Below are 25569 nucleotides of genomic sequence, written 5' to 3'. Positions count from 1 at the left end.
GATGCCCAAGTGTTCGACGTGTGGAACGACCTTCGAGGTCGACACCGAGCTGACCGGCCGGTTCCCCGGCTGGACCCCCAAGGAGTGCTCGGCGTGCTGGAAGAAGGGCCGCAAGGGGTCGGGCAGCAAGCGAACCGGCGGCAAGGGGCGCGGCGGAGGAGGAGGCGGCCGACGGGGCACCCTCACCGAGGAGAACCTGACCACCGCAGAGGTGCTCGAGAAGTACACCGACGGCCCAACCGACGGGGTCTTCACCGACGGCAGCTCCAGTCCCAACCCCGGTCCGGGCGGATGGGGGGCGGTCTACGTCGTCGACGGCGAGGTCGTGGACCGGGCCTACGGGCACGACCCGGCCACCACCAACAACCGCATGGAGCTCGCCGCCATCGACGCCGGCATCAAGCTGGTCCCCACCGGCACGCCGGCGGTCCTCTACACCGACTCGCGACTCGCCGTGGACACCCTCACCAAGTGGGCCAAGGGGTGGGAGGCCAAGGGCTGGACGCGCAAGGGCGGCGAGATCAAGAACCTCGACCTCATCAAGCCGCTGTACCGGCTGGTCGCCGAACGACCCGAGGTGGAGATCCGCTGGATCGCCGCACACTCCGGCAACCGGTGGAACGAGTACGCCGACTCGCTCTCCACCGCCTGGATGCGGGACGAAGTGTGACGGAACACGGTCGACGCACCCGCCTCACGGGCACAACGCGTCACATCCCGTAGTCTTGGCCACGATGGTTGGCGACGAACCGTTGCTGCTGGTCGGTGCTGACGTCGTCACACTCGACGACGCGAGACCCCACGCCAGCGCCCTGCTCGTCAAGCGACGTCGGATCGCTTGGCTCGGCGCGGTGGAGGACACACCGACGGTCCCCGGCGTGCGGCGGATCGACCTGACCGGTGCAACGGTGATGCCGGCCTTCGTCAACGCCCACAGCCACCTCACCAACGTCGGCCTGGCCCTGAACGCCATGGACCTCTCGATCGCCGAGTCCCTGTCGGACTGCCTCGGCGCGGTCCAGGCCATCGCAACCGTGACACCCCACCGGGTGATCTGGGCCGGTGGCTGGGACGAGACCCGGTGGCCCGAGCACCGGGCCCCGTCCGCCGACGACCTCGCGCGGGCCGGTGACGACCGGCCCGTCATGCTCGTGCGAGCGGATGGCCACTGCGTCGTGGTGGACCGCACCTCGTTGTCGGCCCTGCCCATCGCGCGGTCCCGCGGCGTCGAACGCGGCCCCGACGGCCGCCCCACCGGCCTGCTGCGCCAGGAAGCCGCCCAGGTCGCCCAGCGCTGGTTCAGCGCCGAGATGCCCGATGGCGTCCTGTCCGAGGCACGCTCCTCCGCCGCGGAGCACCTCGTCACCCTCGGCGTGGCCAGCGTCCACGAGATGGGCGGCCCCCATCGCATGGGCCCCGCCGACTTCGACGCCTGGCTGCAGGGCAAGTGGCCCATCGAGGTCGTCCCCTACTGGGGCGACCTCGACCTGGAGTTCGTCGTCGAGCGGGGCCTGCGCCGGGTCGGCGGCTCCCTCCTGCTGGACGGGACGATCGGCAGCCACAGCGCCGCCCTGGTCGAGCCCTACGTCGACCGTGCGGGATCCGGACAGCTCTACCGCGACTCCGCCGAGCTCACCGAGTTCGCCCTGGAGGCGACGCGTCGGGGCATCCAGGTCGCGCTGCATGCCATCGGGGACCGTGCCGTCGCCCAGGCCATCGAGGTGCTGGAGAAGGTCGCGGCGGAGGTCGGTGTCGCCCAGCTGCGACGCCTGGCCCACCGGATCGAGTACGCCGCGCTCATCCAGCCCGAGCAGATGGTCCGCCTGGCGCGCCTCGGCGTCGTCGTCGTCATCCAGCCGGCGACCGACCTGAGCCTCGGCGTCGACGGCGGCGCCTACGAGCTGCGGCTCGGTGCCGAGCGTGCCCGGACCTCCAACCCGCTCAGCTCCCTGGCCGCCCACGGCATCCCGCTGGCCTTCGGATCCGACAGCGTGGTGAACCTCGATCCCTGGCGCTCCGTGGACGCGGCGGCCGAACCGCGTGTCGGGCTGCCGGCCCTCGAACGCCACCTCGGCATCCGTGCGGCAACCCTCGGCGGGCGGACCGCCGCACATCAGGCCAACGTCGGGGTGCTCCGGCCGGGCCAGCGGGCCGATCTCGCCGCCTTCGAGCACCCCGCCGACCCGGAGCAACGTCGCTGCGTGATGACGATGGTCGCCGGCCGCCCGGTGTTCGAGGACGGACGCGTGCATGCCTGATCCCACTCGGACCGACGCCGCCCTCGGCGTGCTCGTCGGCGCCACCGCGGAGGCGGCGGTGGCCGCCGCGGGTCGCGTGGCCGACGACTGGCCGGGGCTCGGCCTGCTCGTGGCCGGTGCGGTCGCCGCGGCGCGGTGGGGCGTCGACCTCGTCCCGGCGATCCAACGGCTGGCCGACGCCGAACCACTCCGTGGCAGCACGAGCGACTACGAGATCCGCTTCGCCGTCGAGGAGGCCAGCGACGACCTCGACCGCGCCCTCGACCTGCTGACCGCCCGCCTCTGGGACGTCGTGGACACCGGCGTCGTCCTGCTGCCGGCCGACGACGCCGAGATGGCCGCGGCCGTCGGGGCGGTGGAGGGCCGGAAGGCCTGGCGGCTCGACTCCGACACCGAGGACGTGACCCGCGTCCGTGTGGCCTCGCTGGCCCAGCGACTGGGCATCCACCTCGTGACCGAGGGTCACGGGCCTGTCGCCCAGGAGGCCGAGTCGGAGGACGATCGCGACACCGGCGTCCTCGTTGGGTGGGACCGGCTGCTCCGCACCTGACCGATCGACGCCCCGAAGGTGAACGGGAGAATTCGGACGAATCGCACGGATTTTCCGTCGAGGTTTCCCGGATCATCGAAACCGCAGGTCAGCGCCCATTCGGCCTCCGAAGGGAAGGGTTGACGACGACGGGTCGGAGTCCTAACGTCTGGCGAACGAGATCAAGGAGAAGGCGTCCGCTGGACACGTTGGGTGTGACGAGGTGGGGCGACGGGTGAAGGGGAACTTCACCCGGTTCTGTCCCGCCTCCCAAGGTGCCAACGACGGCACATGTGTACGGACCGCAACCGCACCGCCGGTTCGGTTCCCAGTACGGGCGGCCCGGATCGATTGATCGGAAGGGAAGAGCGACACAGTAGAGAACGGCGGATTGGAGTTCGTCACGACAATCCGGTGGTGCCACCTGTCGCCCATCCCTCAACCGCAGCCGGCCCCGAACGCCACCGTTCGGGGCCGGTGCGTGTTCGTGCCAAGACGTTGCACGGCGGCCTCCGAACCGCTACACATGCGCCCGCTTCGGTGACCCGCACGTGTGCGGGCGGCTCGACGGGCTACCCTGCCGGTCCCTCGCCACTGCGGCACCAATCCCCGACCCATGGAGGCCCGCGTTGACAGACCGCGAGCTCGAGTCCACAGCAGCCGACGACCTCGACGACGACCTCGAGGACGACGATGACCTCGACGGTGACGACGACCTCGACGGTGACGACGACCTCGACGACCTGGGTGACGACATCGCCGACGACGACGAGATCTACGACGACGACGCCGACGACGACACCGACGTCGTCGATGACGATGACGAAGACGACGACGACGTGGAGGACGTCGCCGAGGAGGACGACGACGACGCCGACGACCTCGACGACGAGCTCGACGAACTCCTGGAGGAGGACGAGGAGGTCCAGCCCCTCGACGTCGACGGCGACGAGGGCAGCAAGAAGGGCGCCAAGCCTCGCCGCAAGGTCGAGCTGATCAGCGAGGACGAGTTCACCTGCCGGTCCTGCTTCCTGGTCAAGAAGCCATCCCAGCTCGCCGACCGAGAGGAGATGCTGTGCTTCGACTGCGTGTGATCGTCCCCACGCAGCATCCGCACACATCCCCCTCCCGGTGAGACCCGTCCCGCCCGTCCTCCTGCGCCTGCTGATGGCGCTGACGGGCGGCACGATGCTGTTCGCCGCCCATCCCCCCATGGACGCGGGATGGCTCGGCTACGTCGCCCTGGTGCCGTTGGTGGCGCTGTCCCGGGATCTGGCTGCGACGGTCAGGCCGTTCCGTGCGGGCTTCGGCTGGGGAACCCTGGCGGGGCTCGTGGCGTTCGGGCCGCTGCTGTACTGGTTGTTGCCCTTCGGGGTCGCCGCCTTCGGCCTGCTCGTGGTGATCCAGGCCATGTGGCTTGGACTGTTCGTCGGGCTGGGCGCCGTGTACGGCGAACGGCTGTGGCGGCCCGCGGTCGTCGTGGCCCTGTGGGTGGGGATCGAGGCGGCCCGGGGCGTCTGGCCGCTCGGCGGCTTCGGCTGGGGTGGCCTCGGCTACACCCAGCACGCCGGGGGACCGCTGCTCGGGGTCGCTCGCACGCTCGGCGTGCACGGGGTGTCCCTCTGCCTGGCCACCATCGCCGTCGCGGCAGAGGCGGGCATCAGGACCGGCAGCCGGACGTGGCCGGCCGCACGCGAGGCCGAGATCCCGGCCGAACACCTCTTCGGCGCCATCCGCACCCCCCTCCTCGTGGTGCTCGGGACCCTCTCCCTGGCCGTCCTCCTGACCGGTGAGACCCCCACGTCGACCGGTCGTGCCATCGAGGTCGGCATCGCCCAGGGCGGCGACACACGCGCCACGGCGGCGGCAGGGGTGAACCGGCTGGACAGCGATCGCATCCAGCGCGTGGCCGAGCTCGCCCTGCTGGCGACCCGACCGTTCGCCGCGGACCCACCCGATCTGGTGATCTGGCCCGAGAACTCCCTCGACATCGACATCCGTACCCCTCGGGGCGCGCCGATCGCCGACCTGCTGGAGGAGGGGCTGGCGGCGGTTGCACCCACACCGATCCTGGCGGGTGAGTACATCGGCGGTCCACGATCGAACACCCTCTTCAACCGCATGACGGTGTTCACCGAGGATGGCGAGGGCGAGAGCTACGTCAAGCGCAAGCCCGTGCCCTTCGGGGAGTACGTCCCGGCGCGGGAGCTGCTGGACTGGTTCCCACCGCTGGAGCAGATCCCCAACGACACCCTGCCGGGGGACGAGGCGCAGGTCCTCGAGGTCGCGGGTGCGCACATCGGCGGGGTCATCTGCTTCGAGAACATCTTCCCGATGCTGGTCCGGGATCAGGTGCTGGCCGGCGCCGACCTGATCGTGGTCAGCACCAACAACTCCTCCTTCGGCGACACCCCCATGTCGGCCCAGCACCTGGCGTTCAGCACCCTCAGGGCCGTCGAGACGGGCCGATGGGTGGTGCACGCCGGCATATCGGGCATCAGCGCCTTCATCTCCCCGGAAGGGGAGGTGCTGGAGCGGACCGAGCTGTTCGAACCGGCGTCACCGCGCATGGAGGTCCCGCTCCTCGACGGCACGACCATGGCCATGCGCCTGGGCAGCCTGGTGCCCGGGCTGGCACAGCTGGTGGCGGTCGCCGCCCTTGCATCGGTGCTCGGCGAGCGCGTTCGTGGTCGCCGGGACGCCGACGACTGACGGCCGGGTGACCTGACCCCGCGGGGTCACGGTCCCCACAACGAACAACGGCACCCCGTCGGGGTGCCGTTGCGCGGTTCTTCGATCTGGCCGGCGCTAGCCCTTGGCGTAGCGGCGGTTGTAGCGGTCCACACGGCCCGCGGTGTCGACCATCTTCATCTTGCCCGTGTAGTACGGGTGGCTGGCGGCGGAGATGTCGACCTTCTTCAGGGGGTAGGTCGTGCCGTCCAGCTCGATGGTGTCGCTGGTCTCGATGGTGGACCGGGTGATGAAGGTCCAGCCGTTGGCGCCGGTGTCCTGGAAGACGACCGGCCGGTACTCGGGGTGGATGTCAGCCTTCATGCCTACTTCTCTTCCTTGAAGTCCACGTGCTTGCGGATCACCGGGTCGTACTTCTTCATGGTGATGCGCTCGCGCTGGGTGCTCTTGTTCTTGGTGGTCATGTAGGTGAAGCCGGTGCCCGCGGAGGAGCGCAGCTTGACCTTGATGCGGTTGTCGTTGCGTGCCATCAGACCTTCACCCCGTTGCGGCGCATGTCAGCGACCACGGTCTCGATCCCATTCTTGGTGATCGTCTTCATGGCCTTGGTCGACAGCGTCAGCGTGACCCACCGCTTCTCGGAAGGGAGGTAGTAGCGCTTCTTCTGAAGGTTCGGCTCGAAGCGACGCTTGGTCTTCTTGTTCGAGAACGACACGTTGTTACCGGAGGTCGGGCGCTTGCCCGTTACCTGGCAGACCTTGCTCACGGCAGGGCTCCTAAAGGTATTGGAGGACGAATGGCGCGGGCGGCGCGGGCACGGCTGACCGCACGCCCCATGCGCGGACGGACGAGTGTACGTCACGGGTGGGGGTGTCGGCAACCATCTGCTCCGACGGAACGGCTGCGCGTCCGTGCCAGCGTGCCATGCCATCGACGGTTCCACACGGACCCCTCGCAGGAGGACGCCTGCGCCGCTGGCCGTTCGTGATCCCTAGAAGACGGCCCGGAGGAGCAGGACCACGCCGACGACGGCCACGACGAGGACCAGCAGGACGAGCGCGACGGCACCGAGGACGGTCGTGGCGACCAGCCGCTGGCTGTCCTTGGTCGTCCGGTCCGGCTGAAGGGCCTGGCTTGCCAGGACCCGGGTGTTGCGCTCGTTGGCCTTGAACACGAAGTCGAACACCGTGCCGAGGACCGGGATGGTGCCGATCAGCGCATCGACTCCCGCGATGCCCATCATCCGGGCCACGGTGGCCGGGCGGGCACCGGCATGGATCGCCTGGACGACGAGGCCCACGGAGAGCACAAGCCCGGCGCTGCCACCGATCCCGGGCACGAGGCCCAGCACGGCGTCCACCCCGAAGGTGCGCGACGTGCCGGGCACCCGGAACTGGCTGTCGAGCAGCTTGGCGAGCCGCTGCACCCGCGCGAGGCGTTCCCGCCCGGCAGGATCCAGGCCCGCTCGAGTGGCCCACGGGTTGGCCGACGCCCCGGGTGCGTCGTCGGACACCGCAGGCACATCGCCCGCCGCCGCAGTCATCTCGACCCGGGGAGCAGGCACGACCGCAGGCCCGGGGTCCGGGAGGACGGTGTCGGCCCGCTCGTTCGACGGTGGCCCGTCGGGCTGCGGTGAGGTCTCGGCCATCTGGCGCAGCAGCGTAACGTAGCTGCGCTCGGTCACTGACGATGATCCCCCCACCGTGATCAGTCCCCTTCGTCCGCAGCGGGAAGGGCCGGCGCGTTGGGGTCCCACTCACCGGAGGTCCGGGTGACGGCGTCAGCCGTGGGCACCAGGTCGACCGGTCCGACGAGGTTGCTCAGGCCGTTGGCCACCATCACGCCGGAGACCGCGGCCACGGCGAGGACGGCCGCGATCGCGGCGAGCAGGCTGACCACGGCCCGCCGCCGTTCGGCAGGCAGCTGCAGCCAGGCGCGGGCGAGGCGGGAACCGAACGACGGAGTGGGTGACGCGGGACTGGTCATGCCCGTTGGACGCGAGTTCGTCGCCGAAGTTGCGTGGCTGGACCAGATTCCTCGAAACGCCGTTCGTGGTGCGCCCACCGGGGGTCCGTATCCGCCGGGGGACCGGATGGGCGTGGGAGCGGGGAGGAGCCGCTACACTGCCCTCTCTCCTGGCCCCGTCATCTAGCTGGCCTAGGATACCGGCCTTTCAAGCCGGCGACGCGGGTTCGAATCCCGTCGGGGCTACCAGCGAAAACGCAGGTCAGAGCCAGTTTCGTATCAACTGGCTCTGACCGTGACTTACCGCTACGTGCCATAGGAATCCGTTCCTTATGGCACGTACGTGGCACGGCAGAGCCTCCAACAGCAGGCGGCTCGGCAGGCGATTAGGACGCCTCCGAGCCCGGCCAGCACCATGAGGAGGCGCTGACAATGGGCAAGGTATCGAGCATCGAGGACGTGCGCGGCGGCCAGGACGGGGAGGTGTCTACCTCTGTTGACGGTCAGGACCTGCCGTACGAGCACCCGTGGGGGCGGAAGGTGACAGGTCAGGTTCTCAACGCCGTGTTGGAGGCGCGAGAGGAGGAGGGCAACACGCCGAACCACCCCGTTCTCGGGAATGTCTTTGCCCTACAGGACGGCCTCCGCTACATCGAGGGGTTCGCTCACCCCGAGCTCGGCGAGACAGACCGCCTGGTGAACGATCTCGATGTCGACTTCGCCGTGGCCGACCCGATCAGGTGCGCACACGCGGCCGAGATCAACGAGGCGATGGCGTGGGGGCTCGCAGCCGGGTACGCGGTATCAGAGATCGTGGGCCGGCGGGTCCTGCCGGGCGAACGCGTCGTCCCGAGGGACGACCTGGTCCTCATCGAGCGCCGCGTGAGCCAGGCCATGCACGCCCTCTACCGCTGGACACAGTGGCCGGACGAGAAGCTGACCGCGGATGATCTCGGTGACGCGATGGAGTGCCTGACGGACGCGTTCACGATCCTCCATCCCCATTCCGGGGACTGACTGTCCCCGCTACTCGGCAGGTGCGTAGTCCTACGCACCTCAGCCAAGTCGGTCCCCCACGTCCTGTCGTCGCTTGGGGTTCCACAGATGTGGAAATCACCTGGTCTGCCCGACGACCAACGACCGGACATCCGTCATGTCCTTGCGGCAGGTGTTCTCGTCTCGCCGAGGGCGACCAGCTCGGAGGACGTGGAGTTGGAGTCGGCGGCCGGTTCCACCGTGGTGGAACTCACCGAGCGCCAAGATGCGGTCGCGGACCTCGTCGGTCACGGAGCGGGCCAAGCAGGTTGTGCAGGCAGGTTGTGCAGGCCGGGTGCTGGAGCGGATGGAGGGACCGAGGGTCCGAACGCTTGTGCCCAACTGGTCACAAGCGTTCCGGCCCGGTGCCGTGTGGCCCGCGACATCAAGCCGCACTTGGTTTACCCGGGAGAAGGTTGCCGACGCGCTCGGCACCTCGGCCACCACCTAACGTCCACGCTACTCGGCAGGTGAACAGGACTGTTCACCTGCCGAGGTGGGGACCTCTCCCCAACTCGCTGGGGCAGCGCGTGTAGCCTCCCGCACCAGTCGCGTGAGCACCCACCCCGTTCATGCGGCTTCGACGGCCCGGAGCCTCGCTCCGGGCCGTTTCTCTGTTGGGGCCTACTCGCAGGCCTCGACGGGTCAACGTGTCGGTCGCGGTCAACGGGGCGAGTTGATGCCAGTGTGGGTGTTCTCCAAGAACGAGTGACGCCCCCGGTTGCTGCCGGGGGCGTCGGGGTCTCCGGCCGGGCCACCAACGAACCCGGTTGCGGAGCGGCCCGGGCCCCACGAAGGATGAGGGGGCCCGGCCGTGGCTTGGCTAGGCCGTGTTGCGGACGCCGGTGATGAGCTCGACGCCGCCGGCGTTGATCGGGGCGACGTCCCAGCGGGAGATGGTGCGGATTGCGGTCTGGTCGGCGTCGAAGGCGTAGTCGCGGCTGTACTCCAGCCGGACGCCGTCGCGCCGGCCGACGGCGATCTGGGACATGTCGACGACGGCGATCCACGAGGTGTCGGTGGAGGTGCCGGTGGTCTCGTCGACGGCGATCTGGGAGGAGGTGCGGACCGGCACGCCGAACAGCTGGCGGCGGGACTCCATCGTCGGGTCGGGGGCCAGCTGGTAGCGCTCGTCCACGTCGACGAGCTTGCGGAACGTCGCCCAGGTCCGCGGCGCCATGAAGATGGCGGTCGCGGTGGCGTCGTCGGTCTCCAGCCGCTCGATGGCGTCGGCGACGTCGTCGAGGGTGGGTATCGCCCCGTCGCCCGCGCCGAGCTCGGTGTCGGTGACGCCGGAGAAGTTGCGGACGCCGATCAGGCCGTTCCCGGTGCCGTCGCCCTGCAGCATCTGCAGGTCCAGCAGCAGCGCCACGGACCGGAGGTGGTCGTAGGCCAGAACCTCGCGCAGCTCGGGCCGGGAGTCGGCGAGGGACTCGTTTGACGCCAGGGTCAGCGCGGCGGCCTTCTTCGGGGTCAGCACGACCTGGGCGAAGGTCGGGTCCGACGCGGTGATCGCGGTGTTCTCGGCCACGAACTCCGCAGTGACGGAGCTGCCGATCTTGGGCACCTCCAGCCGGTCGGTGGACATGGTGAAGATCCGCGGGCCGGCGTTGAGGAACACCGATTGCGCGGCGAGACGGTCCACGAAGGTGTTGGCGTGCTCGGTGGGGACGAAGAACCCGCCGGCCGAGCCGGTGCCCTCGGCGACGGCTCGGGCCTCCAGGGTGCGGTACTCGTTCCAGCCGGGCAGCCAGCCGGGCGCCGGGCCGCCCCGGTCGTCGCGGACCTCGCCCTGGGGGCGGACGTCGACGCCGTGCTTGGCGATCGAGCGGTTCATGGCGTCGACGGTGCGGTTGCGCTGCTCCTGCCGGCTGCCGGCGAGAACCTCGGCCTCCGCGTGCAGCAGGGTCAGGCGGTCCATCTCCCTGGCCTCCGAGGCGAGCAGGTCGCGGTTCTCGGCCTTGGCGCCGTCGACAAGGGCGGTCATGGAGTCGAGCAGGCCGCGCTGGACGCCGCGGAGCGACTCGAGGGCGATCCCGTGGTCGCGCTGGCTGTTGGCCCGCTGGAGGGTCTCAGACGTGATCTGTGGCATGGCGTGGTTCCTTCCGAGGAATGGGCTTGGCGGTGCGTTCCCCGCGGTCCGGGCGGTGCCTCTGGCGACCTTCGTGGGGGCTTGCGGTGCGGTTGGCGCGGGGGACGGGGTCCCGGCCGGCCGGCCTCGGTTCCTCGGTGAGTAAACCTGTCACCAGCGTACGGGAGGAGCGCGTCATTGGCCAGCACCTGTTGCCAGGAGGCGGGCCCACTCGGCGACCAGGGCGTCGGGGGTGGTGCCGTCGGTGGCGGCCTTGGCCTCGGTCAGCCGGGCGGCCATGGCGACGAGCTGCAGCAGCAGCGCCTCGTGGTCGGCGTCGCGCATCAGCGCGACCTCGCCGGCCCGGTCGCCGGCGAGGCGGCAGCGGACCATGCCGACGGCGGTCCGGGAGGCGTCGATCAGGTCGGGGAGCTCGATGTTCACAGTGCATGTCCTTTTCGAATTTCTCGGGAGGGGGAAACGGAAGGAGCCGGGGTGTCCAGGGGCGCTTTACGTTCCAGTGATTCGACCCCGCCCCCTCTCCGGCCCGTGCGGGCAGCCGCGTCGGCGTGACCGGCGCAGCCTTGGGCGCGGAGCTGGCACAGGTGGGCGAGGCGGTCGCGGGCGGCTCGCACCTCGGTCCGGTGGTCGGGCTGTCCGGGGCGCGTCACAGCACGCCACCGGTCCACGTTGCGGGTGTTGCGGATGTTGCGGATTCAATGGGGGCCGGTCCCCGCACCGACTGGCTTCCCTCTGATCGTGTGTTAAGGGGATATGAGGGGAGGTAGCGTGACCACGGGTCGTGCAGGTCCTCGCGGCGGTAGCCCTTCGGCGTGGTGTCGCCGAACCGGATGGTGACCGGCCGGACGCCGTACTTGCGGAGCCGCTGGGCGAGCCCGCGGGCGTTAAGCGCCCGTCCCTTGAGGTCGCCCCAGGGCGCCTCCTCCAGCTGGTTGAGCCGGGCGAGCACGAGCTCGGTCGGCATCGCCTCGCTGTCGCCGAACACCTCGAGCAGGTCGGAGAGGAGCCGGACGCCGAGGCTGGGAGTGGCTGCCTTGGAATGCGCAACAAGCGCAACAGCCGCACCGCGGGCCCGTTCGGGCCAGTCGCCGCCGGCCGCGTCGGCGACCGACAGCAGGGGTTCCCAGACGTCGGCGGGACGGTCGGTGATGCCGTCGGGCATATCGGGTATTGCCCCGTCCACGACGGGCAGCACCATCGCCGCCCAGGCCTCGATGCGGGTCCGGAGGGCGTCGCCCTCGGGGGCGTGCAGCCGGCGCCGGTAGGGCTCGACCACCTCGCCGGCGGCACGGCGACGCATGGGGACCACGACGGAGCGGGTGATGATGGTGTCGGGCAGGTCGCCCAGCCCCGCCAGCGCGACGGCGCAGTAGGCGGGGATCTCCTCGGTGAACACCTGCTTGCCGCGCACGACGCAGCGGCCGGCGACGGCGCCCCGCCGGTGCCCGGCGTTCAGCAGTCCGCGGATCTCCTCGTTGTCGCGGGCCTTGGGCCCGAACACGGTGTCGATCTCGTCGAACAGGATGGTGGGCCGGCCGGCCTCCTCGTCGCCGACCTTGCGGAACAGGTAGGCCGGGGTGACGTTGACGGCCTCGACGGGGTTGGGGACCAGCAGCTCGGTGATCTCAAGGGCTCGGGTCTTGCCCGATCCCGGTTCGGGTGACAGCAGCGCCAGTCGGGGCGTGGACTCCCATGCCTCCATGAGGTGGCAGTGGAGGATCCACAGGGCGTGGGCGACGGCGGCGGGCGGGGACGGGTAGGCGACGAACCGCCGCAGGAAGGCGTGGACGTCGTCGAGGAGCTGGGCGCCGGTGGTGCCAGCGTCGTCGGGCACGAGGTCGGCGAGGTTCACAGCGCCTCCCCTGACGCGGGCGTCACGCCGTACTTGCCCATGCCGGACCGGATGGTGGCCTCGGCGCCGGGGCGCGGGTGCCCCTTGTCGATGGCTGCCGCCAGCAGGGCTCGGGCGGCTTCGTCGGCCGAGCCCGCGCCGTCCCGGACCATCTCGCCGGCCCGGCAGGCCGCCCAGTGGAGGCGATTGTTCAGGTCACCCTTGCCGCAGCCGGTCACGACGCGGACGAGCCCGTCGAGGCGCGACCCAACCGTGCCGATCCGGGCCGGTCTGGCGAACACCGGCGGTTTGGGGGTGAGCATGGCCACGAGCCAGCGGGGCGGGTCGGCAATCCGGGCCTCGGGGTCGTGCCAACGGTAGGCGCCGCCGTCGTCGCGGACGCTCGGCGGCAGGACGGCCTGCCCGCGGGTTCCGCGCACGTCGATGCCGGTCGTGTGGGTCGAGCCGATCCGTCCTGCCGTGGACTTCACGTACAGATCGGCGGGGGCTCGCCAGTACAGGTGGACGCCACCCTCGGGCCGGGGCGACACGACCATGCGCGTGACCGGGGCCCGCCCGTGCACGCGCTGGAGGTTGCGCCAGGAGGCGAAGCCCTCGGGCCCGTCGAGGTCGAGGACCATCGTGCCCGAGGCGCCCGTGCAGTGGGAGACGTTGGCGTCAGGCCAGCGCGTCCACCACGCGCGGACCTGGGCGGGGTCGGTCGTGGCCACGTCGGGCCACGACTTGATCAGTGGCAGCTTCGATCCAGCGGCCGAGGGGAACACGTTCCAGCCCCGGCGGGCGAGGTCGAGGGCGGCGTCGAGCATCGTGGAGCCGCTCATCCGACGCCCCCGGCGGTACCGCTGACGTGGAGACAGCACGCGGCGCACAGCCCGAGCCCGTCGAGTCGGACGTCGACGGGCAGCGGGTGGCCGGTCAGCAGCGCGGTCACGCCGGCGCACATGACGCTGGACAGCTGGTGGTCGACGGTCCCGCAGCGGTCGCAGGTGAACCGCCAGCCAAGCTCGTGGTCGTCGGCGTAGTGCAGCTTCGCGCACGGGGTGCAGCGCAGCCCGTCGGCGGGGCAGGCCACGCACGCCGACGCGGAGTCGGTGATGTGGCCGCAGGTGTCGAGGGACAGCACGAGCAGTGCCGCCCTGGCCCCGTCGAGGAGCTCGGCGACGCCGTCGACGGCGGGGTCGAGGATCTGGAGGTGGTGCGTCACAGCGCACCCTCCCACTGCCGGACGAACGCGCCCGGCCGGCGGCGCGACTCGGTGACGCCGACGCAGCGGATCAGCCCGGCGCGGGCCCAGGACGACAGGAGCCCGCCCCACGCGGCGTTGCCGCCGGACAGGGTGAGGGGCTCGACGCGGTCGCGCAGATCGTCGACGGTCCACGCGAACCCGTCGACGCTGAGCGCCTCCAGGGCGAGGGCGGCCCGGTCGCGGTCCGGCGCCGACATCGCCGCCACGGCATCGGCCATACCCTCTGTCCGCGGGTCGGGGCTGTTACCATTGGCAACAGTCGCTGTGGCGGTGACTGATCCGGACCGGGCCCCTTGGCGGGGGCCCGTTCTGTTGCGGGGCATCTCAGTGGACCGCCGCGACGGTGTGGTCCTCGGTGTACGCGTCGAGGTCGGCCGGGCGGAAGCGGACCAGACGTCCAAGCTTCACGAAGGGGATGCGGCGCTCGGCCACGGCCCGCCGGACCCAGCGCTCGGTCACGCCGAGGCGCTCCGCTGCGGACTTCACATCAACGAGCTGATCGCTCATCGGGCACGCTCCAATCGACGGCCCGTCGGTATCGTCTGAACGCGAATCCCTGGAACCTGTCGGGGCGGAGCCCACAGCTATGTAGTTACCGGAATGTACGATAGCACTCCATGAGTGCCACGACTATTGACTGGAACAACGAGCCACGCGTCCACGTCCGCTGCTCGCGGTGCGCGGACCGGCTTGGCGACCGCTCCCCGCTGCTGGCGATCCTCGTCCCCCAGTGGGAGTCCGCCCCGAGGTTCCGACCGGAGGGCGACGACTGGCGCCGGGGCATGCTGTGGGAACCCCTCGTCTTGCAGCGGAACGGGGCTACCGCTTTCGAACGAGCGCGGCACGGGGCGCTAAGCGAACGAGTGGCCAGGGGCGGCTACGGCACCGATGGCGCGGTGATCGGCGACAAGCGTCTGGCGTGGTTGGAGGTCCCCGGCCGCGCCGCGCACCTGAGGTGCCGCGGCTGTGGCCTCAAGACGTCGTTGAAGAAGGCCCGGTGCACCACTCTGGGCCGTGAAGCGGACGCGAGGGGTCGCGGCGTCGTGTTCGTCCCCTAACCGGACCGCCGGTCGTCGAGCTCGACGACCTTACCGCGTTCCATGGCCTCACCCAGGGCCCGGGCGATGGCCTGGTCGCGATCATCGGTGGCGTGCTGGTAGCGCAGCGCGGCCGCCATCGAGGAGTGGCCCATCCGCGTCATCAGTTCCTTCGTGGACGCGCCCGTGGCGGCGGCAAGGGTGTTGCCGGTGTGCCGTAGGTCGTGGAACCGCAGGTCGTCGCGCCCGATCGCGGCGCGGGCCCTGCGCCACCGTCGGTTCCAGTGCGAGCGGTCCAGCGGCGCACCCTTGGCGCCGACGAACAGGAGCCCGTCGGCCCCCTCCTGGGCGAAGGCGGCGAGGTGGTGCTCGATCTCGGGGACCAGCGGGGGAGGGATGGCGACGGTCCGGCGGCCGGCAGCACTCTTGGGCGGGACCACGACCGAGGTGCCGTCGTCCAGTCGCTGACGGCTCTTCGTGACGCGCACGACGCCACGCATCAGGTCGACGTCGGCCCGGGTCAGCGCGGCCAGTTCGCCGAAGCGCAGGGAGGTCCACGCGCCCATGAGCACGAGCAGGCGCCAACGCGGGTCAACGAGGTCGGCCAGCTCGTTGACCTCGGCCACGGTGGCAAGCGGACGTTCCTCGGCTCGCTCCTGGCCGGCCCCATCGAGGCGGCACGGGTTGCGCACGATCAGCTCGTCGGCAACGGCGGTGTTCAGGACGGCGCGGAGCATCCGGTACGCCTTGGCCGCGGTGTCGCTCGAAGCTGAGGCGGCGAGGTCGGTGTGCCAGCGACGGACCGAGGCGGGGGTGATCTTGCCGATGGCGGCCTGACCGATGGTCGGGCCGATGTGGAGACGCAGGAGGCCGTCGTACCGCTCGCGCGTCCTGGGGGACCGGATCCGAGGGTTGGAGTCGAGCCAATCGCGGGCGTAGTCCTCGAGCCGCACGCTGCCACGCTCGGGGGGCACCCAGGCGCCCCGGTCCTGATCGGCCCCGGCGTGCCGCAGGGCGGCGTTGGCATCGGCCTTGGTCGCGTAGGTGCCGAGCGCCACGAGCTTGGACGTGGCGCCGTCGCGCACCCGGACCTGCCACCGCCCCGAGGGGAGCTGGCGGATGGTGCCGCCGGAGTGTCGGCGAGAGCGCTTGGCCATGCCCTCAGCGTGCCACTTCCGGATTCTTATGGCACGTACGTGGCACGAACGGTCTGCAAGGGTGTACGATGCCGGCACGAACAGGCCGCTGACCTGCGGCGATGCTGGCCCAACGCGAGGGTGCGCTACCGGCCTTTCAAGCCGGCGACGCGGGTTCGAATCCCGTCGGGGCTACCACCACGGCCCACAGGCCGAGTGGGTACGACAGACGACAGCGCGGCCCGATCCGTCCGGATCGGGCCGCGTCGTTGGTTCGGTTCGGGACTGGTCAGCCGCGACGCGACTGGTTGCGGCCGGACCGCTGTCCGCCGCTGGCCTGGCCGTTGCCGTTGCGACGACGGCGGCTGCTGTTGCCGCCACCGTTGGTGTTCCCGCCCCCGTTGCCGCCGCCGTTGCGACCGCCGCCGTTGCGGCCGTTGCCACCCCGGCCACCGCCCCCGTTGCCGCCGTTGCCGGGCTGCTTGGGCGGTGCGGTGTTGGGGCCGTTCTTGTCGCCGACCCAGCCCAGGTCCACGGTCAGGTCCTTGGCGAGGGTCCGGGCATCGGCCCGCGAGTCGTCGCACACCACGGCGTGCACGGTCCCGTCGGCGCCGGCGCGGCCGGTACGACCCGACCGGTGGGTGTAGTCCTCGGCCGTCGCCGGCAGGTCGTAGTGCAGGACCACGTCCACGTCGTCGACGTGGATGCCGCGTGCGGCGATGTCGGTGGCGACCAGGACGCCGACGCGACCGTCGGTGAAGTCGTTGAGGGCCCGCTGACGCTGGCTCTGCGATCGGTCGCCGTGGATGGGGGCGGCCTTCAGGCCGCCGCGGGACAGCTGCTTGGCCAGTCGGTCGGCCCCGCGCTTGGTGCGGGTGAACACGATCGCCGACCGGCTGTCGGCCAGCAGCTTCTCGGTGATCGGGCGACGCTCCTGGCGGGGGACGACGTGCCAGGTGTGGCTGACGTTGCCGGTGGCCTTGACGGCAGCGCCCACGTCGACGCGGACGGGATCGGACTGGTAGCGACGCTCGAGCTTGGCGGTCGTGTCGTCGAGGGTCGCGGAGAACAGCAGCAGCTGCCCGTCGGCGCAGTCGGTGGCGTCCAGCAGGCGGGTGACGTCGGGGATGAAGCCCATGTCGGCCATGCGGTCGGCCTCGTCGAGCACCGCCATGCGCACGCGGGACAGGTCCAGGTTGCCCCGGTTCTTCAGGTCGATCATCCGGCCGGGGCAGCCGACGAGGATGTCGACGCCTCGCTTGAGGGCGTTGATGTCCTTGTTGATGCTGGTGCCACCGATGAGGACCCGGGTGCGCAGCCCACGACGATCCGCCAGCGGCGCCAGCACCTCGTCGATCTGCACGGCCAGCTCACGGGTGGGGGCCAGCACCAGGCCGACGGGACGACCGTTGCCGGGCTTCATGTGCGCCAGCGGCAGGACGAAGGCCAGGGTCTTGCCCGACCCGGTGGGCGCGCGGCCACAGACGTCGAGGCCGTCGAGGGCGGCCTCGATCGTGTCGGCCTGGATCGGTCGGGGGGTACGGATCTGCTGGCGTCCGAGGATGCGGACGAGCTCCTGGTCGACGCCGAGGGCCTCGAAGGAGGGCTGGTCGCCGTCGGTGCGGCGACGGGATCGCTCGCGGGTGGGGGTGGATGTCGGGGACATGGTGAAACCTTTCGGGGCGCGCCCGTGGGGCAGCGCGATCGGGCACGCGCACGTTGCGCAGTGCCGGTCCCGCTCGTGCGGGACGGCTGGCGCGCAGATGTACGCGCCGGCGGCGGGTCAGGGGGAGGTGCCGCGGGGTCGGTGGTGCTCGCGTGCCCCGGATCGTGTCCGTGGCCGGCGGCCGAGCGTCGTCGCAGCCACTGCGGCCGGGACGGCGTCGTGTCCGGCCAACATGTGGCGCAGCTCGACGCGTGAGCACCAACGGTACCCGTTTAGTGACGCAGCGGGGGGAGGCCGTGCGGACACCCCTGCACCGAACCCTCGCCACGACTCCCCGAACCTGCCGACGGACGGACTCGCCGTGCGCGATGATGCCCGGATGATCAACGGCTGTGCGACCTACCGGGCAGGGGTGGCGTTGCCCGACACCGACACGCCCGTCGGGGCGCTGGCCGCCCTGGCCGCGGGGCACGGACGGACGTGCTGGATCGCCCTCAGCGACCCGTCACGGGAGGAGGTCCACCGGCTGGCACAGGTCGCCCACCTGCCCCCGGCGCTCAGCATGGCCATGGAGCAGTCCTCCAGCCGTGCGTCGCTGAGCCAGCCCGACGGTGCACTCGTCCTGACCGTGGCCGCGGCCCGCTACGACCAGGGCCGCGACCTCGTGGAGATCGGCAACCTCGTCCTCATCGTGCACGGCGACCTCGTCATCTCGGTGTCCCGGCACGCGCCGACCGACGTCAGGGACCTGCGGTGGCAGCTGGAGCAGCAGGCGTCGGACCTGGCCCGTGGCCCGGCGGGCATCGTGCGTGCCCACCTCCAGGCGGTAATCGCCGGATACGCCGATGTGCTCGCCGACCTCCGCCAGGACGTCGAGGTCCTCGAGCGGGAGGTCTTCGACGACAACGGCTCGTCGGACGCGTCCAAGCGCATCTACCTGTTCAAGCGCGAGGCCATCGACTTCCAGCAGGGCACGGCGACCCTCATCGACCCCCTCGACGACCTCATGGACGGCGCGGTGCCCATGCTGTCCGAGGTCGGGCGAGGGGAGTGGGAGGTCCTTCGGGACCGCCTGGTCCGCCTGGTCGACCGTGCCGAGGCCGTCGACGGCCTGCTGAGCGGCATCCTGGCTGCCTACCAGACCGACGTTGCGCTCCGGCAGAACGAGGACATGCGCAAGATCTCCGCCTGGGTGGCCATCGCCGCGGTGCCGACGTTGCTGGCCGGCGTGTACGGCATGAACTTCGAGCACATGCCGGAGCTCAGCCACCCGCTGGGCTACCCCATCCTCCTCGGCGTCATGGTGGCGTGCTCGGTCGCCCTCTACATCGTCTTCCGCACCCGCAAGTGGTTGTGAGCCCCGTCCCGGCCGGGCAGCCGACCACGGGGCGGTTACCCTCCGGCGGCGTGCTGTACCGCTTGTTGTTCTCCCGTGTCCTCGTGCGCCTCGACGCCGAGCAGGCCCACCACGTCGCGATCCGGCTGCTCAGGCTCCTCCAGGGCATCCCGGGTGGCCTCTGGCTGACCCGTCGCCTGGTGGGCCGCCCCGACCCGATCCTGGCCACCGAGGTGTTCGGGGTGCGCTTCCCGAGCCCACTGGGGATGGCCGCCGGGTTCGACAAGGACGCGAAGGTGTACCGGGCCCTCGACGCGTTCGGGTTCGGCTTCGTGGAGATCGGCACCGTCACCGGGCAACCCCAGCCCGGCAACCCGCGCCCCCGCATGTTCCGCCTGCCCGCCGACCGGGCGCTGATCAACCGGATGGGCTTCAACAACGACGGGTCGGCGGCTGCCCGTCAGCGGCTGACCGAGCGGCTGTCGACCGGTGACAGCGGCGTGGTGGGCGTGAACATCGGCAAGACCAAGGTCGTCCCCGCCGAGGACGCGCCGTCGGACTACGTCGTGTCGACCCAGCGCCTCGCCCCGTTCGCCGACTACCTGGTCGTCAACGTCAGCTCGCCCAACACCCCCGGGCTTCGTGACCTGCAGGCCACCGAACAGCTCCGGCCGCTGCTGGATGCCGTCAGGGGCGCCGCACCGGACGACCTGCCGGTCCTCGTCAAGATCGCCCCCGACCTGGCCGACGAGGACGTCGACGCCGTCGCCGACCTGGCCGTCGACCTGGGGCTGGCCGGCATCATCGCCACCAACACCACCATCAGCCGGGAGGGCCTGCGCACCGGGGGTCGCCTGGCGGCGGAGGCGGGTGGTCTGTCCGGAGCACCCCTGCGCGACCGCGCGGTGGAGGTGCTCGCCCGGCTGCACGCCCGCGTCGGCGACCGGATCGCACTGGTGTCGGTCGGTGGGGTGGAGGACGTCGACGATGTCTGGGAGCGCCTCCGTGCCGGGGCGTCGCTGGTCCAGGCCTACACGGGGGTCGTGTACGGCGGGCCGGCCTGGCCGACCACGATCAGCCGCCAGCTGGCGGCTCGCCTCCGTGCCGGCGGTCACTCGTCGGTCACCGAGATCATCGGCGCCGACGCCTGATCCGGGTCAGCTGCCGTCGGGGGCGGTCTGCGCCGGCGGCAGGCTCACGTCGACCTCGGCCTGCACGATCCGATCGGCGGGAAGGACGAACGGGGAGACGTCGTCGGCACCGTCGGAGATGCCACCGTCGATCAGGTCGGTGCGGTCGACCGCGATGAGGGGGAGGGTCGCCTGCCCGGCCACGACGTCGACGTCCTGGCCGGTCACACCGGGGGAGTACCAGCTGTCGTCGCCGGGGGACAGCAGGACCCCGATGCGGTGGCCGGCGCGGAACTCCCAGTCCTGCGGGTACAGGTTGAAGGACAGGTCCTGCTCGCCGGTGCCGTCGATCAGCTGGGCGCCGCGCTGCACGAACCGGGCTCGACCGTTCGGGGCGATGTCGTAGAGCAGCCCGACCATGTGGGCCATCGGCAGGGTCGTGGAGACGGTCGCGTCGATCGTGACCTCGCCGCCGAGGTGGACGTCGTGCGGCAGCACCGGGCTGACGCTGAGGACGCCGGTGCCGGCAGAGCTGCCACCGGCGTTGTTGCCCTGCTCGTCGACGTAGGCGCCCTCGTTGAGCGGCATCGCCCAGTCGAACCCGTCGGCGGGCGGCCACTGCTCCTCGTGGCGCCATTCGCCGGTGTCACCCTGCTGCACGGTGACCGCCGCGTCGTCCGCGCCGGACGCGCGACCCAGGACGTGGCGGTCCAGGAAGCGGAAGACCTCGTCGAGGAAGTACTCGCTGCGGCCGACGCCAGCCTCGTGGCCACGGACGTGGGTGAACTGGCCGAACCAGGCCTGCGTCGGCCCGGTCAGGGACGAGTACACGTCCATGTGCCGCGGCTTGGTGTTGGCGTCGTGGAAGCCGTGCAGCCAGAAGGTCGGGACGTCCGAGCCGACGGCGTCGAGGTAGGGCTCCTTGTCGGCCCAGAACGCGTCCTCTCGATCCCAGACGGTGTTCATCATCACGATGCCGTCGGTGCGGCAGGTCGGGTAGTTCGCCGCCGTCGTCACCGGCGACAGCGTCGCCCGCCAGTAGTTCGGCTCGCCGAGGGTGGAGGTGTTGTGGGCCGGGAACAGGTCGTCGGCGGTGTAGACGCTGGTCGTGGCGTACCGACCGGTCGCGTAGTGGACCCCGTTGTCCCACAGCGCGGTGTAAGCCGACAGGCCGGGCGCCTGGATGACCGTGGCGGCCAGCCCCTCGACGTCCTCGCGACCCAGGGCCAGCACGTGCTGGGCGGCGTCGTAGGACTTGCCCCACAGGGCGACGTCGCCGGCCCAGTCCAGCCCGGCGATGTGCTCGACCGCGGTCTCGACGTCGGCGGCCTCGTTGGGCATGTAGTACTGGAAGCACCCCTCCGACCCGCCGAAGCCGCGGATGTCGAACTGCACGTACGCCCAGCGGTCCTCCCGGAAGGACTGGTGGGCGAACAGCTCGGGGAAGCGGATCTCCGGCCCGGACAGGTTCAACCCCGTCGCCCCGCCGTTGGGCGAGGTGTAGGGCGTGGGCACGAGGATGACCGGGTGCTCCTCACCCGTGACGTGGTCCGAGGGCAGGAACACCCCTGCGTGCAGCTGCAGCCCGTCGTGGCTCTCGAACCACTCGTGGGAGAAGGAGTAGCCGGCCGGGACGGTGTCGGCCCCGGCGCCGGACGGCGCGAGGGCCAGCACGGCCGCGGTCAGGGCGAGCACGACGAGGAGGAGGGCGGAGCGCATGCCCGTGCAGTTCGACACCGACCGCGCGAGTCCTGCCGGCTGCCGGCAACACCCCGTTCGAGCGGTCGTCCGCCGACGTCGACACCGCCAGGACGACGTGACCCGTTCGCACGATCCGGAAGGATTTCGGGCCGCGAGCGTCGAACACAGGGGCATCCCGCTTCCACGATGGAGTAGATCCTTGCGACGTGTGTTCCTCTCGGTCCTGACCGGTGCCCTGCTGATGGCGATGGGGGGCACGGCGATGGCGCATCCCGGCGTCTCGTTGGACCCGACGCTGCCCGCTGACGTCACCTACTCCGCGACCGACAACGTCGAGTACCTCGGGCGGTTCCCCGAGCACGCCGGGACGGCCGGTGGCATGCGGCTCGGTGACGTCTACTACGTCACCGACCCCCGTGGCGTGTTCACCTACGACGTGGCCGGCGACAAGGCCGAGGCCCCCGAGCTGCTCGGGTACGTCCCGCTCTACCAGACCGGTACCGGGGCGGCACTGGCCCAGGAGGACCCCAACACCAACGGCGAGATCCTCGTCGTCGACGGCGCCACCACGCCGTACGGCAACGCCCAGCTGAGCGTCATCGACGTGTCGGATCCGACCGACCTGTCGGTCCTGTCCACCCTGCCGGTCACCGACCACACCTGGACCTGCGTGACCGAGGGCACCAACGGCTGCGCGTACGCCTACGGCCGGACCGGGCACATCATCGACCTCCGTGACCCGGCGAACCCGGTCAAGCTGCCCCACACCTGGCGGACCGTCGTGGGCTACGGCACTGCGACCAACAGTCCCTACGCCCACGACCTGACCGAGATCCGTCCCGGCCTGGTCATGTCCGCGGGCTCCAGCAACATCCTGATGGACACGACCGACCCCGCGGTTCCCGTGGAGCTGAACCGCATCTCCGGCACCCACGCGTTCCGTGGCCTCGGCTACCACAGCGTCGAGTGGGCGCTGGAGGACGGCAACGGGCTCAGCGACCTGTTCGTCGCCGGGACCGAGATCTCCCCCGACCTCGGCGGGGTGGGTGTCCTCAGCGGTGCCTCGGCCGGCACCGACTGCCAGGGCGAGGAATCCGTCATCGAGACCTTCGACGCCAGCGCCGTCGTCGACGCCATCGAGCGCTACGACGCCGGTGAGGCCACGGCAGCCCAGGTGCGCGCTGCCCAGTTCGTCCTCGTCGACACCTTCGACGTGTCCGGTCGCGGGATCTACCTGGACGGCAACGCACCCGGCAACGTCCTGTACTGCGCGCACTGGATGGAGTTCAGCCCGAACAGCGACAGCGCCGGCGGGCAGATCGCCGTGTCCTACTACGACCGCGGCACTCGGTTCCTGTCGGTCGACGCCGACGGGACGATGAGCGAGGACGGCTGGATCGTCCCGCTGCAGGGCTACTCGGGCTCCGTCCAGTGGGTCACCGACGACATCCTCTACATCCACGACTACACCCGCGGGCTGGAGGTCGTTCGCCTCGACGGCGAGGCCACCGGCACCTACCGCAGCGCCACCTCCGCGCAGCTGCTGACCAGCAGCTTCACGCCGGCGTCGCCGCTGCACACCGACGGGGTCGCCCCCGCCGCGATGTTGCTGCTCGGGTTCGGTCTGATGGTCGCCGAGACCTCGCGCCGCCGCACCGTTCGCGACTGATCCGATCACCACGGGGGGACGGCCGGTCCGGTGATGGACCGGCCGTCACCATTCCCACCGAAAGCCCACGGTGGCGTGCTGCAGGGGGCTGACGACCCGGTGCACGTCGTGCGACCGGCCCAACGAGACCGCTTCCTCCACCACCACCCGGGCGTCCGGGCCGTACCCGTCCCAGTGGCACCAGCTCACGCGCGACGGCAGCCGTGCCGGGTGGAACTCCACGATGATCAGGACCTGGTCGATCCTGCGCCTGCTCGCCCGGCGGAACCGCGGCGGCGGCGGCGTCTCGAACGCGAAGCGAGTCCGGTACCGCAGCGTGGCGGTGTCGCCCTTCGACAGCGGCGTGGGGAAGCTGATCCGCACGCCGTGCAACCCGTCGTCCACGGGATGCACGGGCCCCGCCTGCCCGCCGTGGAGGGCGTCGACCACCACCTCCCTGCGGTCGAAGCGGTACAGGTAGGCCTCGAGCGACTCGGCGGTGGCCTGGATCGTCTGCACCGTCTCGTGGACGCTCGGGATGCCGTCCGGTCCGATGCGGTGCCATTCCTGCAGGTGCAGGGTCCGATGACCGTCGTCGTCCCCGGCATCCCCGACGCCACCTCCAGCTGCTGCGTCGGGTGCGGCTGGACGATTGGGGTTCCCGTCGGCGGCCTGCGGGCCGAGCCATCCCTGGAACAGCGCGGCCTCCTGGTCGGGGTCCAGCTCGAACGCCTCGATGAACCACCGCAGCGTCTCCGCGCTCAGGGACGAGCCGTTCAGGGCCCGGTTGACCCGGTCCTTCAGCTGCCGCGGCAGGTCCGGGGTGTCGGCGCGCTCGCCACGGTCGGCGAGGTAGCCGGCCAGCACCGCCGCCACCGCACGCTGGTTGATCCCGTCGGCCGGCCCGACGATGGCGTGGCGCAGCCACAGCCGGCGCGGTCCCGGCTGCAGCAGGACCTGCCGCAGCACTGCTGCGGCTGCCAGCGAATCAGTCACCCCTGATCTCCCTGTCGTTGGTTGGGGTTGATACTAGACAGGGGGTACCCGGAGGCCAAGGTGCGACGTCGGTGCGACGACCTCGTGATGACCTGTCGCCGCACGCAGCCACCCAGAGGGGGTGCTCCGCCGCTGCGGAGGGGGTCGACCGATCAGGGTGGGGACCGGTCGACCCCGGCTCGTGCCACCTGCGCCTCCGGACGGATAGCGTGCAGTCGGTGAGCAGCCACGAGGACCACGACCACGACCCCCACGCGGACTGGCCCCCGGAGGGCCTGACGCGACGGCCCGGCCTGCGGGCGGTGCTGCTGCTCGTGATCGGGGCGGTCTTCGGGGCGGTGGCAACGCTGACGTGGACCGTTGCCCCGTCGGGCCGAACCGTGACCGCGGTTGTCGCCGCCGTCGACCCGACCGGCAGCGCCATCGCCGTCTCCGAGCCCGTGGACCTGGCCGACACGGGGCTGGGCCTGGTGGGCGTCCTGTGGCGGGACGGTGAGGGGGAGTGGCAACGATCCCTGTCGGAGGAGGGCTACCCCACGTGCGTCGGGCCGGACGACGTCGACACGATGGTCCGGCTCGGGCTGGTCACCGAACCCGGCGGCCCGGACCGGCCGGCGGTCGAGGTCGTGGCCTGGCTGGAGTGCCTCGACCCCTGATCACCGACAGCGACAGTGATCGGCGGGACGGCGATTGGCCGCTAGGCTTCGTGGGAGGTGGCGCGACCGGCTGTCACCTGCGTCAACGGTTGAGGAAGAGGCATACAGCGTGGCGACCAAGCAGGTCTACGAGGTCGAGGTCGATCGGCAGAAGGCGGCACAGGCGGCGGGGAACTACGACCTGTCGGACCTGCCCGGCGGACTCGGCCAGCCGACCGCGGGGGCGCGCATCGGCAAGCAGCCGAAGCAGGACTCGATCATCGAGGGCAAGCTCAAGACCCTCGACGCCATCACCAAGCTGACCCCCGGGACGGCGCTGGCCATCTTCGGTCGCCCCGAGTCCCGCTGGGCCATGGCCTACTGGCGTCGCATGGGCGGCGAGGTGACGATGGAGGAGCTGCTCAGCTACGCCCGTCAGCTCATCGGCATGACCCCCGAGGGCGACCTCGTCGTCTGCCTCTGCGGCCACGCCGGCCAAGGGGACTGCATTCCCCTGTGGGCCCCCCGCGAGGAGCTGGGCCTGACCGTGCAGCCCAACGACCTGGTGCTGCGGTTCGAGGGCGTCGTGCCCTCCAACGTCTAGGTCCTTCCTCGG

27 protein-coding genes and 2 tRNA genes are annotated in these 25569 nt (G+C 71.0%); 13 read left to right on the top strand and 16 right to left on the bottom strand.

Annotation, left to right across the window (positions count from 1 at the left end; all coding sequences use genetic code 11):
• Position 1 precedes the first annotated feature (1 nt).
• The 5 genes from CUC05_RS11785 (at position 2) to lnt (ending at position 5499) form a co-directional block, all read left to right on the top strand.
• Positions 2–670: a ribonuclease H family protein gene (locus tag CUC05_RS11785; RefSeq protein WP_108666304.1), complete on the top strand. Its 669-nt coding sequence runs from the start codon at positions 2–4 to the stop codon at positions 668–670.
• Between the two features lie 64 nt (positions 671–734).
• Entirely contained in the window at positions 735–2258 is a 1524-nt protein-coding gene (locus tag CUC05_RS11780) for an amidohydrolase (protein WP_108666303.1), read from the top strand.
• Positions 2251–2808, top strand: coding sequence for a hypothetical protein (locus CUC05_RS11775; RefSeq protein ID WP_108666302.1), 558 nt, complete (start codon positions 2251–2253; stop codon positions 2806–2808). Before CUC05_RS11780 ends, CUC05_RS11775 begins: the two co-directional genes overlap by 8 nt.
• A gap of 608 nt (positions 2809–3416) precedes the next feature.
• The gene (locus tag CUC05_RS25320) at positions 3417–3881 is read left to right on the top strand and encodes a hypothetical protein (RefSeq protein ID WP_157965474.1); all 465 of its coding nucleotides are present in this window, start codon (positions 3417–3419) and stop codon (positions 3879–3881) included.
• 37 nt (positions 3882–3918) lie between these two features.
• Positions 3919–5499: an apolipoprotein N-acyltransferase gene (gene lnt / locus CUC05_RS11765; protein WP_108666301.1), complete on the top strand. Its 1581-nt coding sequence runs from the start codon at positions 3919–3921 to the stop codon at positions 5497–5499.
• Positions 5500–5595: 96 nt separating this feature from the next.
• On the opposite strand, the gene CUC05_RS11760 is transcribed toward lnt, so the two are convergent.
• The 5 genes from CUC05_RS11760 to CUC05_RS11740 all read right to left on the bottom strand — a co-directional run bounded on the left by CUC05_RS11760 (position 5596) and on the right by CUC05_RS11740 (position 7464).
• On the bottom strand, positions 5596–5841 hold the full coding sequence (locus CUC05_RS11760) for a type B 50S ribosomal protein L31 (protein WP_108666300.1): 246 nt from the start codon (positions 5839–5841) through the stop codon (positions 5596–5598).
• A 2-nt stretch (positions 5842–5843) separates the two neighbouring features.
• The gene (rpmG, locus tag CUC05_RS11755; protein ID WP_108666299.1) at positions 5844–6008 is read right to left on the bottom strand and encodes a 50S ribosomal protein L33; all 165 of its coding nucleotides are present in this window, start codon (positions 6006–6008) and stop codon (positions 5844–5846) included.
• Complete coding sequence (gene rpmB / locus CUC05_RS11750) at positions 6008–6244, bottom strand: 50S ribosomal protein L28 (protein WP_108666298.1); 237 nt, start codon at positions 6242–6244, stop codon at positions 6008–6010. The genes rpmG and rpmB overlap by 1 nt, the downstream gene beginning before the upstream one ends.
• Positions 6245–6469: 225 nt before the next feature.
• Positions 6470–7162 carry a DUF4112 domain-containing protein gene (locus CUC05_RS11745; RefSeq protein WP_108666297.1) on the bottom strand — a complete coding sequence of 231 codons (693 nt, stop codon included), beginning with the start codon at positions 7160–7162 and terminating at the stop codon, positions 6470–6472.
• Positions 7163–7185: 23 nt separating this feature from the next.
• Positions 7186–7464 (bottom strand): hypothetical protein, encoded by a 279-nt coding sequence (locus CUC05_RS11740; protein WP_108666296.1) that lies wholly within the window; start codon positions 7462–7464, stop codon positions 7186–7188.
• A gap of 151 nt (positions 7465–7615) precedes the next feature.
• On the opposite strand from CUC05_RS11740, the gene CUC05_RS11735 reads away from it, so the two are divergent.
• Both CUC05_RS11735 and CUC05_RS11730 read left to right on the top strand, forming a co-directional pair.
• Positions 7616–7692: transfer RNA gene (locus CUC05_RS11735), tRNA-Glu, on the top strand.
• Positions 7693–7875: 183 nt separating this feature from the next.
• Positions 7876–8460 (top strand): hypothetical protein, encoded by a 585-nt coding sequence (locus CUC05_RS11730; RefSeq protein WP_108666295.1) that lies wholly within the window; start codon positions 7876–7878, stop codon positions 8458–8460.
• 841 nt (positions 8461–9301) lie between these two features.
• On the opposite strand, the gene CUC05_RS11725 is transcribed toward CUC05_RS11730, so the two are convergent.
• The 8 genes from CUC05_RS11725 to CUC05_RS11685 form a co-directional block, all read right to left on the bottom strand.
• Positions 9302–10570 carry a phage major capsid protein gene (locus CUC05_RS11725; RefSeq protein ID WP_108666294.1) on the bottom strand — a complete coding sequence of 423 codons (1269 nt, stop codon included), beginning with the start codon at positions 10568–10570 and terminating at the stop codon, positions 9302–9304.
• Between the two features lie 174 nt (positions 10571–10744).
• Positions 10745–10993 carry a hypothetical protein gene (locus CUC05_RS11720; protein ID WP_108666293.1) on the bottom strand — a complete coding sequence of 83 codons (249 nt, stop codon included), beginning with the start codon at positions 10991–10993 and terminating at the stop codon, positions 10745–10747.
• Between the two features lie 223 nt (positions 10994–11216).
• Positions 11217–12422 carry a DUF3631 domain-containing protein gene (locus tag CUC05_RS11715; protein ID WP_108666292.1) on the bottom strand — a complete coding sequence of 402 codons (1206 nt, stop codon included), beginning with the start codon at positions 12420–12422 and terminating at the stop codon, positions 11217–11219.
• A complete protein-coding gene (locus CUC05_RS11710; protein ID WP_108666291.1) occupies positions 12419–13243 on the bottom strand; it encodes a bifunctional DNA primase/polymerase in 825 nt (274 codons plus the stop codon). The genes CUC05_RS11715 and CUC05_RS11710 overlap by 4 nt, the downstream gene beginning before the upstream one ends.
• Positions 13240–13626 (bottom strand): hypothetical protein, encoded by a 387-nt coding sequence (locus tag CUC05_RS11705; protein ID WP_108666290.1) that lies wholly within the window; start codon positions 13624–13626, stop codon positions 13240–13242. The genes CUC05_RS11710 and CUC05_RS11705 overlap by 4 nt, the downstream gene beginning before the upstream one ends.
• Positions 13623–13886, bottom strand: coding sequence for a hypothetical protein (locus CUC05_RS11700; protein ID WP_108666289.1), 264 nt, complete (start codon positions 13884–13886; stop codon positions 13623–13625). The genes CUC05_RS11705 and CUC05_RS11700 overlap by 4 nt, the downstream gene beginning before the upstream one ends.
• Before the next feature lie 106 nt (positions 13887–13992).
• Entirely contained in the window at positions 13993–14175 is a 183-nt protein-coding gene (locus tag CUC05_RS11695) for a helix-turn-helix domain-containing protein (protein WP_108666288.1), read from the bottom strand.
• 547 nt (positions 14176–14722) lie between these two features.
• Positions 14723–15862, bottom strand: coding sequence for a tyrosine-type recombinase/integrase (locus CUC05_RS11685; protein WP_108666286.1), 1140 nt, complete (start codon positions 15860–15862; stop codon positions 14723–14725).
• Between the two features lie 106 nt (positions 15863–15968).
• Between CUC05_RS11685 and CUC05_RS11680 the strand changes: the two genes are divergently transcribed.
• Positions 15969–16039 (top strand) — tRNA-Glu (locus CUC05_RS11680).
• 91 nt (positions 16040–16130) lie between these two features.
• On the opposite strand, the gene CUC05_RS11675 is transcribed toward CUC05_RS11680, so the two are convergent.
• Entirely contained in the window at positions 16131–17507 is a 1377-nt protein-coding gene (locus CUC05_RS11675) for a DEAD/DEAH box helicase (protein ID WP_108666285.1), read from the bottom strand.
• Positions 17508–17868: 361 nt separating this feature from the next.
• On the opposite strand from CUC05_RS11675, the gene CUC05_RS24695 reads away from it, so the two are divergent.
• Both CUC05_RS24695 and CUC05_RS11665 read left to right on the top strand, forming a co-directional pair.
• On the top strand, positions 17869–18864 hold the full coding sequence (locus CUC05_RS24695) for a CorA family divalent cation transporter (protein ID WP_157965473.1): 996 nt from the start codon (positions 17869–17871) through the stop codon (positions 18862–18864).
• Positions 18865–18917: 53 nt separating this feature from the next.
• On the top strand, positions 18918–19994 hold the full coding sequence (locus CUC05_RS11665; protein ID WP_420810904.1) for a quinone-dependent dihydroorotate dehydrogenase: 1077 nt from the start codon (positions 18918–18920) through the stop codon (positions 19992–19994).
• Positions 19995–20000: 6 nt separating this feature from the next.
• On the opposite strand, the gene CUC05_RS11660 is transcribed toward CUC05_RS11665, so the two are convergent.
• Positions 20001–21692, bottom strand: a complete 1692-nt coding sequence (locus tag CUC05_RS11660) for a CocE/NonD family hydrolase (protein ID WP_157965472.1) — start codon at positions 21690–21692, stop codon at positions 20001–20003.
• Positions 21693–21873: 181 nt separating this feature from the next.
• On the opposite strand from CUC05_RS11660, the gene CUC05_RS11655 reads away from it, so the two are divergent.
• Positions 21874–23343: an LVIVD repeat-containing protein gene (locus CUC05_RS11655; protein WP_157965471.1), complete on the top strand. Its 1470-nt coding sequence runs from the start codon at positions 21874–21876 to the stop codon at positions 23341–23343.
• Between the two features lie 45 nt (positions 23344–23388).
• Here CUC05_RS11655 and CUC05_RS11650 read toward each other — a convergent pair whose 3' ends face one another.
• Complete coding sequence (locus tag CUC05_RS11650) at positions 23389–24318, bottom strand: hypothetical protein (protein ID WP_157965470.1); 930 nt, start codon at positions 24316–24318, stop codon at positions 23389–23391.
• A 218-nt stretch (positions 24319–24536) separates the two neighbouring features.
• Between CUC05_RS11650 and CUC05_RS11645 the strand changes: the two genes are divergently transcribed.
• Together CUC05_RS11645 and CUC05_RS11640 are read left to right on the top strand one after the other, a co-directional pair.
• On the top strand, positions 24537–24974 hold the full coding sequence (locus tag CUC05_RS11645; RefSeq protein WP_157965469.1) for a hypothetical protein: 438 nt from the start codon (positions 24537–24539) through the stop codon (positions 24972–24974).
• 109 nt (positions 24975–25083) lie between these two features.
• Positions 25084–25557 carry a hypothetical protein gene (locus CUC05_RS11640; protein ID WP_108666279.1) on the top strand — a complete coding sequence of 158 codons (474 nt, stop codon included), beginning with the start codon at positions 25084–25086 and terminating at the stop codon, positions 25555–25557.
• The last annotated feature ends 12 nt before the right edge of the window (positions 25558–25569 follow it).

The organism is Euzebya rosea (assembly GCF_003073135.1).
GTDB lineage: Bacteria > Actinomycetota > Nitriliruptoria > Euzebyales > Euzebyaceae > Euzebya > Euzebya rosea.
Note: the sequence above shows the minus strand (reverse complement) of the source record. Positions and strands in the feature narration are given on the sequence as shown.

Bases quoted from the DNA above. Each gene is read 5' to 3' on its own strand.
- CUC05_RS11785 (WP_108666304.1), top strand. From the start codon at position 2: ATGCCCAAGTGTTCGACGTGTGGAACGACCTTCGAGGTCGACACCGAG.
- CUC05_RS11780 (WP_108666303.1), top strand. From the start codon at position 735: ATGGTTGGCGACGAACCGTTGCTGCTGGTCGGTGCTGACGTCGTCACA.
- CUC05_RS11775 (WP_108666302.1), top strand. From the start codon at position 2,251: ATGCCTGATCCCACTCGGACCGACGCCGCCCTCGGCGTGCTCGTCGGC.
- CUC05_RS11760 (WP_108666300.1), bottom strand. From the start codon at position 5,841: ATGAAGGCTGACATCCACCCCGAGTACCGGCCGGTCGTCTTCCAGGAC.
- rpmG (WP_108666299.1), bottom strand. From the start codon at position 6,008: ATGGCACGCAACGACAACCGCATCAAGGTCAAGCTGCGCTCCTCCGCG.
- CUC05_RS11740 (WP_108666296.1), bottom strand. From the start codon at position 7,464: ATGACCAGTCCCGCGTCACCCACTCCGTCGTTCGGTTCCCGCCTCGCC.
- CUC05_RS11730 (WP_108666295.1), top strand. From the start codon at position 7,876: ATGGGCAAGGTATCGAGCATCGAGGACGTGCGCGGCGGCCAGGACGGG.
- CUC05_RS11725 (WP_108666294.1), bottom strand. From the start codon at position 10,570: ATGCCACAGATCACGTCTGAGACCCTCCAGCGGGCCAACAGCCAGCGC.
- CUC05_RS11710 (WP_108666291.1), bottom strand. From the start codon at position 13,243: ATGAGCGGCTCCACGATGCTCGACGCCGCCCTCGACCTCGCCCGCCGG.
- CUC05_RS11700 (WP_108666289.1), bottom strand. From the start codon at position 13,886: ATGGCCGATGCCGTGGCGGCGATGTCGGCGCCGGACCGCGACCGGGCC.
- CUC05_RS11695 (WP_108666288.1), bottom strand. From the start codon at position 14,175: ATGAGCGATCAGCTCGTTGATGTGAAGTCCGCAGCGGAGCGCCTCGGC.
- CUC05_RS11685 (WP_108666286.1), bottom strand. From the start codon at position 15,862: ATGGCCAAGCGCTCTCGCCGACACTCCGGCGGCACCATCCGCCAGCTC.
- CUC05_RS11675 (WP_108666285.1), bottom strand. From the start codon at position 17,507: ATGTCCCCGACATCCACCCCCACCCGCGAGCGATCCCGTCGCCGCACC.
- CUC05_RS11660 (WP_157965472.1), bottom strand. From the start codon at position 21,692: ATGCGCTCCGCCCTCCTCCTCGTCGTGCTCGCCCTGACCGCGGCCGTG.